9 protein-coding genes and 2 pseudogenes are annotated in these 11,672 nt (G+C 68.1%); 6 read left to right on the top strand and 5 right to left on the bottom strand.

What is annotated here, in order from left to right; genetic code table 11:
- Positions 1–82: 82 nt before the first annotated feature.
- On the bottom strand, positions 83–490 hold the full coding sequence (locus ACFWRV_RS11340) for a (2Fe-2S) ferredoxin domain-containing protein (RefSeq protein WP_384331743.1): 408 nt from the start codon (positions 488–490) through the stop codon (positions 83–85).
- Positions 487–1,568 (bottom strand): annotated as a pseudogene (locus ACFWRV_RS11335) (HAD-IC family P-type ATPase); the annotation flags it as partial. The gene ACFWRV_RS11340 and the pseudogene ACFWRV_RS11335, both read right to left, overlap by 4 nt.
- Before the next feature lie 446 nt (positions 1,569–2,014).
- Between ACFWRV_RS11335 and ACFWRV_RS11330 the strand changes: the two are divergent.
- Entirely contained in the window at positions 2,015–3,028 is a 1,014-nt protein-coding gene (locus ACFWRV_RS11330) for a questin oxidase family protein (RefSeq protein WP_384331740.1), read from the top strand.
- A 154-nt stretch (positions 3,029–3,182) separates the two neighbouring features.
- Here the strand turns inward: ACFWRV_RS11330 and ACFWRV_RS11325 are convergent, their stop codons facing one another.
- A complete protein-coding gene (locus tag ACFWRV_RS11325; protein WP_384331737.1) occupies positions 3,183–3,500 on the bottom strand; it encodes a DUF6221 family protein in 318 nt (105 codons plus the stop codon).
- On the opposite strand from ACFWRV_RS11325, the pseudogene ACFWRV_RS11320 reads away from it, so the two are divergent.
- Both ACFWRV_RS11320 and ACFWRV_RS11315 read left to right on the top strand, forming a co-directional pair.
- Positions 3,499–4,263, top strand: a pseudogene (locus tag ACFWRV_RS11320) (transposase). The gene ACFWRV_RS11325 and the pseudogene ACFWRV_RS11320 sit on opposite strands and share 2 nt — an antisense overlap.
- Positions 4,264–4,563: 300 nt before the next feature.
- Entirely contained in the window at positions 4,564–5,340 is a 777-nt protein-coding gene (locus tag ACFWRV_RS11315) for a formylglycine-generating enzyme family protein (RefSeq protein WP_384331734.1), read from the top strand.
- Positions 5,341–5,369: 29 nt separating this feature from the next.
- On the opposite strand, the gene ACFWRV_RS11310 is transcribed toward ACFWRV_RS11315, so the two are convergent.
- Positions 5,370–6,884, bottom strand: a complete 1,515-nt coding sequence (locus tag ACFWRV_RS11310; protein ID WP_384331730.1) for a glycoside hydrolase family 3 protein — start codon at positions 6,882–6,884, stop codon at positions 5,370–5,372.
- A 263-nt stretch (positions 6,885–7,147) separates the two neighbouring features.
- Here ACFWRV_RS11310 and ACFWRV_RS11305 point away from each other — a divergent pair, with 263 nt between their 5' ends.
- From ACFWRV_RS11305 to ACFWRV_RS11295, 3 genes are read left to right on the top strand one after another with little or no spacing between them, the layout of a single operon-like run.
- Positions 7,148–8,542 carry an MFS transporter gene (locus tag ACFWRV_RS11305; RefSeq protein ID WP_384331727.1) on the top strand — a complete coding sequence of 465 codons (1,395 nt, stop codon included), beginning with the start codon at positions 7,148–7,150 and terminating at the stop codon, positions 8,540–8,542.
- Positions 8,529–9,524, top strand: coding sequence for a zinc-binding dehydrogenase (locus ACFWRV_RS11300; RefSeq protein WP_384331724.1), 996 nt, complete (start codon positions 8,529–8,531; stop codon positions 9,522–9,524). The genes ACFWRV_RS11305 and ACFWRV_RS11300 overlap by 14 nt, the downstream gene beginning before the upstream one ends.
- On the top strand, positions 9,521–10,486 hold the full coding sequence (locus ACFWRV_RS11295) for a Gfo/Idh/MocA family protein (RefSeq protein ID WP_384331721.1): 966 nt from the start codon (positions 9,521–9,523) through the stop codon (positions 10,484–10,486). The genes ACFWRV_RS11300 and ACFWRV_RS11295 overlap by 4 nt, the downstream gene beginning before the upstream one ends.
- Here ACFWRV_RS11295 and ACFWRV_RS11290 read toward each other — a convergent pair.
- Positions 10,467–11,648, bottom strand: coding sequence for a galactosyltransferase-related protein (locus tag ACFWRV_RS11290; protein WP_384331718.1), 1,182 nt, complete (start codon positions 11,646–11,648; stop codon positions 10,467–10,469). The genes ACFWRV_RS11295 and ACFWRV_RS11290 overlap by 20 nt on opposite strands.
- Positions 11,649–11,672: the final 24 nt, after the last annotated feature.

The following is an 11,672-nucleotide window of genomic DNA, read 5'->3' as shown; positions in this document are numbered from 1 at the left end:
AGGGGAAACCGGGTCGGCGGCGTCCGCTGCCGGCGTCGCACGGCCGCCAGCAGCGGACGCCGAGACATCAGCAGTGTGAGCGCTACTCGTCGTGGAGTTCGGCTTGGATGCGGCGGGAAGGTCGGAAGGTGTAGAGGTCGAGGATGTCGGGTGGGTCGGTGAGGCCGGGGCCGCCGTCCTTGATCCAGGTGGTGATGTCGGTGGTGGCGTCGGGGTCGTTGACGAGGCCGAGCCAGACGGGTCGGCCACCGTTGCGGCGCCCTCCGGCAGAGGGCTGGACGACGATGACGTTGGCGCGTTCGCAGGCGTCGAGGCAGTCGGTGACTCGTACGGTCGCGCCGCCGTCGAGGGCGCGGCGCAGGTCGCGGAGTTGGGCGGTGTGGTCGAGGCCGGGGACCTTGGGGGTGCCGCAGCAGCATCCTCGGCATACGGTCACGGTCGGTCGCGCGGCCCCGGTGGCGGGTGCGACGTAGCGGGTGCGTTTGCTCACGCGGTGTCCTGGGTGAGGCGGGGCCAGGCGGTCTCGCGCAGCAGGCGCAGGCCGTTGAGGCCGACGATGACGGTGGAGCCCTCGTGGCCGGCAACACCGAGCCGCTGAACGTCCCGGCGATGGCCAGGTTCTGGATGACGAGGCGTCGGGCGGTGCGGGAGAGCTGGACGATGGAGGGGATGGCGGCGAGTTCGTCGCGGACGACGACGGCGTCGGCGGTCTCCAGAGCGAGGTCGGAGCCGGCCTTGCCCATCGCGATCCCGGAGTGCGCGGCGGCCAGGGCGGGGGCGTCGTTGACAGCGTCGCCGACGACCAGCACCCGGCGCCCCTGGGCTTCCCACTCCTTGACGGCTGCCACCTTGTCCTGGGGCAGCAGTCCGGTGATGCCGACCTCGGCAGCTAGGTGCTGTGCGGCGCGCTCGTTGTCGCCGGTCAGCAGGATCGGGGTGCGGCCGGTTAGGCGGGTGAGGGCGGCTACGGTGGCCGCCGCATCCGGGCGGAGCCGGTCCGCGATGCCTAGCACACCCACCGGCTCCTGGTCGCGCAGGACGATGACGGCGGTCCGTCCGACTTCCTTCAGCTCGGCCACGACCGCTCGCACCGGCTGGTCGCCGGGAGGCGGGCGGGGGCGCCGACCGTGACGACGTGACCGTCGACCGTGGCGGTGACACCCTGGCCGGGCGCGGAGGTGAAGCCACCGGCGCTGCCCAGGGGCAGGGCGCGCTCGCGGGCGGCGGCGACGACGGCGCGGGCGAGTGGGTGCTCGCTGGGGTGCTTGGCGGACGCGGTCAGCGCCAACAGCGCCTCCTCGTAGAGGCCGCTGCCGGGCAGAGGGCGCAGGTCGGTGACGCGAGGCCTGCCCTCGGTGAGGGTGCCGGTCTTGTCTAGGGCGACGGTGTCGATCTGGCCGAGGCGTTCCATGACGACGGCGGACTTGGCGAGCACGCCGCGCCGGCATCGTGGACAGGACGACCGCGCACGGCGAGGCCACGATCATGAAGGTCATCGCTCGCAGCAGCGCCGAGGAGAGGGTCGCGTCGAAGACGAGTGGGACGCCGAAGACGGCGAGGGAGACGAGAGCACCACGGCCGAGCCCGAGCCACTGTCCGGACAGCGACACATGCCGGAGGAGGAGTTGGCCCCGGTCTCCATGTCCGCCGGGACCTCGGTTGCAGCAGGAGCGTCGGCTCCTGCCGTGGCCCGCTCCGCGATCGTCCAGCAGTTGTTGCGCGGCAGGCCCGACAGCAGCCACAGCATCAACCGCCCGGCCTGTATTCGGGGTTCGACCCGGGCGGACCGGCCCGCAATCCGGGCCTTGCCACCTCGAACGTCTCCCGCCAACGACCGGGATCTATGCTGTGACCAGCGGCCACTCTCTCATTGTCAGTCCACACAACTCACGATGATCAACGGTGGCCCCGCCCGCTGCGCACCGACCCCCACCAGAAAGAACACGATCTACAGCTGGAGAACTAGGCCTTCAGCCTGTTACGTCGCCGCGGCGCCTCACCTACCGTCGTCGCCATGGACACGACGGGCATTCTCGACGAGGCGCTCCAGCGCCTGCACAGTTCAGGGCCGGAGCGGCTTGGGCAGCTTACCAATCACGCGCCAATGGCCGTTGAGGCCCTGACCGCGCGTGGCCAGGCCAGTTCGGTGCACCGCTGGCTCGACCTGTATAAACGTAAACTTGAGGAGTTCCCGTCCGGTGTCGAGCCGGTCACGGAGGACAATTGGCGATTGGCGATTGGCGACTCGCGCCGCGCTGCCGACTGGATTGGCTACTTTGGCCGCGAGATCGTCGAGCGCCCCTGGCGCGACGTGCTTACCGACTGGTGGCCCCGTCTCATGCCCGGCATGTACGGCGGCTCAACCCATCCGGTGATCAGGGTGGGCCACGCTGTGCGCACTCTTCTGGTCAGCGAGGGCACCGAGCCGCGTCTGGTCGAGCTCGCCCACGGTCTCGGTTACTGGGCCGCCCGCTATCATCCCGTCTCGAAACACATTGCCCCACTGCCCGGCGCCGACAGCGCAGCCACCGCCCTCAACGCGGTTGCGTCCATCGCCGAACGGGACGGCGGCTTCGCCGCCCGGCTCGGACGCATCACGAGCCTGCCGGCGTGGGCAAGCGCGATCACCGACCCAAGAGAGGCGCACCACTGCCTCGTCGAATTGGTGCGGGCGGCCACTCACCGGTACGCCACACACGGTCATGGCCAGGAGACCATGTTGGTCCACGCGGCAACGGCCCCCAATGCCGTCCTGCGGACCCTGCCCGCGCTCCCCCATATCCTGTGGGTACCAAGCCTGCGGGCTGCATGGACAGCCTCCGCGGCAGTGACCGCGATGTACGCACCCAATACCCCAGTCACGTACACCCCACCCGGAACCTTCACCCCTGAAGAGGTCTTCGAACGAGCCCTGGCACACGGCGACGAACACGTCATCAAGCTCACCGACACGGCACTCGATATCGGCGACGAACGGGCCTTGGCGGCGGCTCTGCGCTCCATCGAGCTGAGCGAACCACTGGTCTAACCACGTCCGCCAAGCCGATCGCTGACAGTCGTCCTGCTCAATCGATACCGGTCCCCTTACATGGCTAAGGCCTGTCCCGTAAATGATCGTCAGTGGGTGTGGTTCGGTCCAACACGCGGCCTCGTTGGGCGCCCTGTTCGTGGGCTGTGCCGCTTCAGGCCCGTGAGGGAAAGCCAGGGTGGACGGTGTAGGGCGAGGCAAGGTCTCGCAGGTCGTGGCACGGCCAGGGGTCGCGGACGTGACGGGCCAGTATGCGCCGTTTGGCTTCGACCTCGCGCAGGACGCGGGCCGGGTCGTGCAGAGCCATATGCAGAGCAATCGTGGGGTGGAATCCGGAGAGGTCAACCTGACAGAAGTCGACCGTGTGTCCGTGGGTAGACCACTCTCCGCAACAGTCGCCGTCGCAGCGTCGTGCCAAGTCGGCCTCCTCGTCCAGCCGCGCCTTGAGAAACTTCACCAGCTTTTCAGTCATAGGGGCATTCTCGACGTTGTGTCGGCACCATGAAACGACGTTCACGGGGCTGAGCCCGCGTGTTTTCGGCAAGTTGGTGACTGAGTTGCGCCGCGAGGGTGCGGATCCGGTGCGCAAGGGTCGCCCGTGGTCCCTTCCGCTGGAAGGCCGGGTGCTGCTTGTCGCGGCGTACTGGCGCTCGAACCTCACGTTGCGCCAGCTTGCCCCGCTCTTCGGTATCTCGAGGTTCGCGGCCGACCGCATCATCGATGACCTCGGCCCGTCGCTCGCGTTGCAGCCCCGCAAGCGATTCCGTAAGGACACCGTGCTCATCGTGGACGGCACTCTGGTGCCCACCCGCGACCAGACCATCGCCGAGCAGTCCAAGAACTACCGGTACTCCACCAACCACCAGGTCGTCATCGACGCCGACACCCGACTCGTCGTACTGGTCGGCCGGCCCCTGCCCGGCAATCGCAACGACTGCAAGGCGTGGGAGGAGTCCGGCGCGTAGGCCGCCGTCGGCAAGACCATGACGATCGCAGACGGAGGCTATCCGGGCACCGGGCTCGTCATGCCCCACGGACGCCGCAAAGGCGAAGAGCTACCCGACTGGAAACAGGCCCACAACAAGTCCCACAAACAGGTCCGCGCCCGCGTCGAGCACGTCTTCGCCCGCATGAAGACCTGGAAGATCCTCCGCGACTGCCGCCTCAAAGGCGACGGAGTCCACCACGCCATGCTCAGAATCGCCCGACTCCACAACCCCAACCTCGCCGGATAGACAAGCAGTCGGGCTGGTCGCCGACCACGTCCCCACGGTTCAGAGATCATTTACGGGACAGGTCTTAATGTCGTTCACGCTGCGACATCAATCTGACCTGCAGGGAACGCACCACCACCCAATATGATTGGCCGACGCAGTACTTACTCGTGGATGCCTCCCAACGCCGCGCTCAGGTCGTGAGATCCGGAAAACATGGCCTAGTACCAAGGTCCCTGTTGTTATCCACCCATGGGGCGATGCCTCCTCGATGCGCAAAGGCGATCATGATGACGCCAATGACCAGGCTGAGGAGGAACAGTGCAGATCGAACCAGTGGACTGGGTAGAAATTCCTGCCGGGGTGCTCCGTCGGGGCACCCCGGTTCATGACATTCCGCTGGTGGCGGATCGCTACGCCGACACGCGAGTGCCGGTGGAGTGGTACCGCAAGGAAGCCCCCTGTAAGGAGATCCACCTTCGGGCTTTCCGGATCGCCCGTACGCCGGTCACAGTCGCCCAGTGGGCCGTCTTTGCCGCAGCCACCGGTCGGCCGACCCCAAGGGCGCCCAAAGACCATCCGGTGATCGGAGTGAGTTGGGATGCGGCGACAGCCTACTGCTTGTGGTACGGCAAGCAGACCAATGTCCCGAGCGTCAGGTTGCCAACGGAGGACGAGTGGGAGCGAGCCGCCCGCGGTGATGACAGCCGGGAATTTCCGTGGGGCGAAGAATATCGCACCGGGCTTGCCAATATGGTGGATTCCGGCATCGGTACGACTACCCCAGTCGGCTCGTTCCCTGAGGGGGCCAGCCCGTTCGGGGTTCTGGATATGGCGGGAAACGCAGACGAGTGGACCTCTACGCTATACGCCCCCTACCCAGGGGCCCCCGACGACGTACCGCAGGTTGAGGACTGGGCCTTCGACCCCCACATCACCCGCGGTGGTTCGTTCCGCCACGACCGCGATCTAGCCCGGTGCGCTCGCCGTCACGGTGCGTACGAGAAGGACCTGGCAGCTATCGGGGTCGGGTTTCGCCTGGCAGCGTCAGCTGTCGGCTTGCCAGCGGTGATCCGTTCGGCGGACTCTGCCCGTTGACAGTCGGCGAAATGGCCTTTCCTTTCCGGTCAGCCGCCGCCGAGGAGGAATTCGGCGGCGGCGATACCGGAGACGCGGGTTGCGCCGTGCGTGGTCACGTACACGGCCCCGGGACGGGCCCCACCGGGTACACCCATCTCAACGACCAGCGCGTCGGGGCGACGGCGTACGAGGCCATCCAGGGCCTGTGACATCCAGCTGTTGCGGGCCGCATCGCGAACGACGATGACGAGGGAGCGCCCGATTGCAGGCGCGAGTGCGGCCCGCTCCAATAGGTCCTTAGCACCACGAAATTCGGACTCTCCGATGCGCACAGAGGTGGTGCCGGGCTGCAGAACTCGCAGTGGGTCGGCCACACCCCAGGGGGTGCAGCCGTCGATGGCAAGATTCGTCACGGGGGACAGCTCCACCACGTGTGCGTCGCGCACGAGGGGAATCTCGGCTTCGGCGCCCTGGTTGCGGTGGACTGTGACCGCCCGCCTGGCTGCCACGAGACCGATGTCGACGCTCTGCTCGTCGGGCGTGAAGTCGCGAGCCAGTTTGGCGGACCAGGCGGCGAACTCGTGCACACGAGCGGCCGCTTCGGCCAGACGCTGCTCGGGTAGGGTTCCGTCGAGGACGGCGCGCACGAGCGCGTCTGTGAGTTCGACGGTTGTGGACTCCTCGGCGCTCTCGCCGCCGACGCACACCGCGTCACAGCCTCCGGCCACTGCCGAGACGGTCGCGCCGGTTATCCCGTAGCGGGCGGAGACGGCGCCCATCTCGATGCCATCTGTCACGACAAGGCCGGTGAAGCCGAGGTCGTTACGGAGCAAGTCGTTGATTATCCGAGGGCTCAGTGTTGCCGGCAGGTGCCCGTCGTACGCCGGGGTGAGCATGTGCGCAGTCATGACCGTGCGTACGCCCGCTTCCATGGCCGCGATAAACGGCGGCAGGGCGGTAAGGGCGATCGCGGAAGCGTCTGCTTTCGCCTGCGGCAGAGCGTAGTGCGAGTCGATGTCCGTGTCGCCGTGGCCGGGGAAGTGCTTGGCGCAGGCGGCGACGCCGGCGGACTGAAGGCCTCGAATCCAGGCAGCGGTGTGGCGGGAGACGACGTCGGTGCGCGAGCCGAAGGAGCGGACGCCGATCACCGGGTTCATCGGGTTGGAGTTCACATCGGCGCTGGGCGCGTAGTTCAGTGAGACCCCGACTTCGCGCAACGCGCGGCCGATGTCGCGGGCGACCTGTTCGGTGAGGTCGATGTCGTCGACGACGCCCAGGGCGAGGTTGCCGGGCCAGGAGGACCCGTTACGCGCTTCGAGGCGAGTGACGTCGCCCGCTTCCTCGTCGATGGCGACAATGAGGTCGGGGTTCTCGGCGCGCAGCGAAGCAGTGAGCGCGCCGACCTGTTCGGGGGTTTCAATGTTGCGTCCGAACAGGACGACGGAACCGAGGCCGTCGCCGATCCTGCGAAGCAGCCAGTCCGGGGCAGTGGTTCCAACGAAGCCCGGCTGAAGCACGGAGTTGGCCAGCCTCATGAGTTCCGGGTGGTTGTTCTCTACCATGAAGGTCCTCAAGCTCGGGCACGATGCGCGCCGTTGGGAAAGCATGCTCGACGGCGCAGGATGAAAGGGATGTTGGCCTATACCAATCCAGAGTGTCAAGGTGATCATCAGTCGAAGCAGCGACTGACCCGCAGGCGTTCACCTCCTGTGGACTCTTCTCCTGGTAGGGGCCGATATCTCGCGTCGCGCCGAAAGGCGGGTTGACTCCGCCGGAGGCCTGTGTAAGCCTCCCGGTGCTTTACTTCAGGCGACAGGGGTTGACCATGCATGCCGCCACCGGGACGCCAGGGGTGTTCTCCCGCCTCTACAGAGCCCGTACGTTGGCGATAAGCAGCACCTTCATCCTGGTCGCATTCGCGGGCCTCGCGCTGAGTACAGTGATGCCGATAGCTATCCAGGATCTGGATGGACTCGGCCTGTACTCCCTAGCGTTCGGCGGGTTTCTCACGACTGGCATCGTGGGGACGGTGCTTGCGGGGGGCTGGTCCGACCGCAGGACGCCCGCACCCGCGCTCTGTGCCGGGCTGGTGCTCTTCTCTGGCGGTGCGCTGGTGTCCGGCCTCGCCGACGCCATCGTGCCGTTTCTGTTGGGGCGCTACGTCCAGGGCTTTGGTGGTGGAGCGGTCACCGTGGCGCTGTATGTGGTCGTGGGGCGCACCTACCCGTCCGCGCTGCGGCCGAGGATGTTTTCGCTGATCACCGCGTGCTGGATCGTTCCTTCCATGGTGGGTCCGCCGATTGCCGGTGCTGTGACGCATCGCCTCTCGTGGCACTGGGTGTTCTACGGCATCGCGGCCCTGGGGTTGGCTTCCCTGGCGCTGCTCGCCGGCCAGCTGAGGTGCCTGCAGCCGAACGGCGACGAGGACGGCAGCCGGCCAAGCGGGCTGCGGGCCCTGCCCGCACTGGCAGTCGCTCTCGGGGCAGGGCTGTTGCAGTACGCCGGGGCACAGTCGGGTGCGCACCGGCTGGTTGCGGTGGCTGTCGGGCTGGTCCTGCTGGTCGTCTGGCTGCGCCCGCTGCTGCCCGCGGGCACCCTCTTGGCGGGCCACGGCATCCCGTCTCTGGTACTGCTACGCGGCGTCTCGGCCGGTGCGTACTTCACCATCGAGACCTACATTCCGCTGATGCTGGTGAACGAACGGCAGTTCTCGCCGGGGGCCGCCGGTATGTCCCTCACCGGGGCGGCGTTCACCTGGTTCGCCGCCTCCTGGCTGCAGGCGCACCCCAACCTGTCCTGGCCGAGGGAACGGGTTGTTCTGGCCGGTGCGCTGATCCACGCGGCCGGTGCGGCCGTGACCGTGAGCGGGGCGCTGCGGGGAATGCCCGCCGTGACCGTTGCCGTCGGGCTCCTGGTCGCCGGTTTCGGCATGGGGCTGCTGCTGCCTGGCGTCGGCGTTCTCACGCTCGATTACTCACCCATCGACCAACAGGGACGGAATTCGGCCTCGCTTCAGTTGTCCGACAGTCTGTCCAGCGTGCTGCTCATGGCTCTGTGCGGTGCGCTGTTCAACGCGGCGCACGTACGCGAAGGGCAGGATGCGACTGCCTTCGTCTTGGTCTTCGCCACCGCCCTCGTGCTCGCCACCGTGGCCGTTCTGATCGCCCGTAGGATCGCGATGCCCCATACGGAGGAGAAGAAGAATCATGCGACGGTATGAGCTCGTCGGCAGGCGCGACATCCGCCTGGCCACCAACGCCCCGGTGCCGGTGCCGGGCCCGCTGGAGGTATTGGTGCGGGTGCGTGCCTGCACGGTCTGCAACCGGAGCGACCTGGCGTACTACCACTACTACGGGCAGCGCGACCATTGTGCTCAGGGCTGCTTCGGCCATGAGATCGCCGGTGTGGTCGAGGCGGTCGGCGCCGGTGTGACCCGGGTGGCGCTGGGCCAACGTGTCTTCGTCCGCACCCCGCTGACCTCCGGGTACGCCGACTTCGCGCTGGCCCGAGAGATATCCGTGGGTCTGCTTCCGGACGATGCGCCCTTCGAGCAGGGCGCGATTCTGCAGCTGCTGCCCTTGGCCGTGCACGCAACCCGCGGTGTGCGGCTCGGCGACCGGGTCGCGGTCGTCGGTCAGGGACCGGTCGGTCTGATGGCGCTGCGTGTGGCGGCGCTGCGCGGAGCTTCCCACATCACCGCGGTCGACCTGGACGTCTGGCGGCTAGAACGGTCGGCCCTCCTCGGCGCTGACACCACCCGCCGTGTCGACGGTAGCCGCGCCGGACTGCTGGACGTGGGGGCCGATTTCGATGTGGCTATCGATGCGGTGGGCACGCCGACGACTCTCAACGCCTGCGTAGATCTCGTACGGCAGAACGGGCTCGTGGTGATGCTCGGTACCCACCATGTGGATACGCACGTCACCGTCGACCTGGTCACCTGGGAGCGCAAGGGGCTGCGTGTGCACAGCTCCGCCGAACCCCTCGACGCCGCCCGGGTGGAGGCCCTCGCCATCGCCGAGCGGCTGGTTCATGCCAAGGAGCTGTTTCTGTCGGAGATTCTGACGCACACCTATGCTCTTGAGGACCTACCCAAGGCGATGGAGCGGCTGTCGGCCAGCCGTACGCTGTATCCGGACGCCGAGGAGGCGCCGTACGACGGCCCTCCGCACGAGACGCTCAAGGTAGCGATCGTTCCGTGAGGTGGGGCATCGCCGGGCACGGCGACGTCGTGTCCCGGCGGGTGCTGCCCGCGCTGCGCGCACTGGGTCAGGACCCGGTGTTCCTGTATGGGCGAGATACCAAGCGCACAGCGACGGCCGCAGAGCAGTGGGGGATCACCGCTTCCAGCAGTGATCCCCTGGACCTGCTGACGGACACGGACGCGGTGTACGTCGCCACGCCCGTCGCTCGCCATGTGCCGCTGGCCGCCGCAGCGCTGGACGCCGGTCTGCCCGTGCTCATCGAGAAGCCACTGGCCGGATCCCTGCGCCCTGGCGGCTCCGCGCTTGCCACGGAGCGGGCGTGCGCGGGCGTCGCGTACTACCGCAGGCTGGCCCCCATCGTGCGGGAGATCCGCCGCGAGCTGACCGGGTGGTCGCCCGAGCGGGTGGAATTGCGATTCCGGTGCGCCTTCAATCCGGGACCCGGCCACCCGATGCGATGGCGCACTGACTGGACCGTTTCGGGCGGCGGAGTGCTCGCCGACGCGGGTAGCCACCGTCTGGACCTGCTGCTGATGCTGTTCGGGCCGCCCGTTGAAGTGAGTGCCCGGCTGGACCGGCGCTTCGCTGGGGGCGCCGAGCGCGTCGCCACCGTGGAGCTGGTCTGGGCCACAGGAGTGCGCGCGCACTGCTCGGTGGAGTGGAGGGACGGACCGCCGGTGGATGTCCTGTCGTTCCACGGTGGCGGCCGTTCCCTGGTCCTGAACCAGCTGGACTCTGGGGAGTTGCGGGCCACGGGTCCCGGTGGCGTCCGGCGGATCCTGCGTCCGCCGGACGCCAACCCCCATCTGCCGCTCGTCGCCGATTTCGTCACGGCGGTTGCCGACGAGCGGCCACCGGTGTGCCCAGTTGCCGAGGCCGTTCTCGTCGACGACGTCATCGTGGCGGCGAACCGTTCCGATGCCCTGGGCGGGGCACCGGTCAGGCCGTGGCCGCCGTGAACTTGTCCCGCTCGCCGTAGCCGTGCTCCTGTGTCCAGCTCTGCGGCTCGATATGCGCGTTGAAGGGCAGCCCGTCGTCCCGCGTCATCTCCGGCCGGGGATGATCCAGGTGCAGCAGCGCGTCCTCGTAGCGCTCCAGGGGCGCGGCAGCGGCCAGTCGGGCGACCACGTCGTCGTCTTCGCCGCCCCATCCCTCGTACCGCTCGTCGAATCCCCCAACCGTGTGAAAGACGTCGGTGCGCAGCCACACACAGCCGCCCGGCGGCTCCCGCAGTAGCAGGCCACGCAGCACCGAGTCGGGCACGTTAGCGGCGCCCCGGTCATTGCGCAAGCCGATGGCGTGCAGGGTGGAGGGGCCGTCGAGCGAGAGTGACCAGCGGAACGGCAGGTGGGCGCCGTGTTCGCCGTCGCGCAGCCGTGCAGTATTGCGGGCAACGAAGTGGCGGTCGACGAGGATGTCCGCGTCCAGGACGCATACGTACGCGGCGTCCCCGGTCGCTTCGACGACGCCGACGTTGACCGCCCACGACTTGTTGAACAGGCCATCCTTGCGCGCGAAGACGTAGCGGTCGACTATGCCTTCCAGCGCCCGTCGGGTGCGCGGCTCGCTGTCGGTCTCCACGACCGTGACCCGATGGTCGGGGCCGCCTTCCTGATCGGCGAGAGCCCGCAGGCAGGCCAACAGATTGCGGGTCCGCAGACCGCCGGACCGGTCCCGGAAGGGGATCACCACATGGACATCGGTGGACCCTGACTGCGGTCGGGGGCGGAACGTCGCCGATGCAGTGGGAGGTTCCTGCGCGGTGTAATCGGCGCCGAGGTGGTAGTCGATCCAGATGTGCCGGTCGGCCTCGGCGACCGCCGCCGCCAACACTGCTCGCTGCGCGGGGCGTTCGCCCAGCGCTCCGATGAGGTGGTCCCGCAGTGCGTGCTGCGACGCCGCATGCGTGGGGTCGGTGACAACGTCCCGGTAGGCGCGCTCCGGGGCCGGTGCGTCGGCCACAAAGGCGGCGAGTGCACAGTCGACCGTTCGGTAGTGGTCCTCGCTCTTGGCCCAGTAGTCGGCAGCGATGCCCGGCACGGCCGGGTCATGGGCCAACACCGTGTAGGCGGTGAGGCGGGTCGCGAGCCGAGGAACGGTCGACTCGGGTCTATTGGACACAGGGGTGCTCCGATCGGCTGGGGT

Source organism: Streptomyces sp. NPDC058576, from assembly GCF_042718715.1.
Lineage (GTDB): Bacteria > Actinomycetota > Actinomycetes > Streptomycetales > Streptomycetaceae > Streptomyces.
The sequence above is the reverse complement of the archived record's forward strand: the minus strand, read 5'-3'. Positions and strand labels throughout refer to the sequence as shown.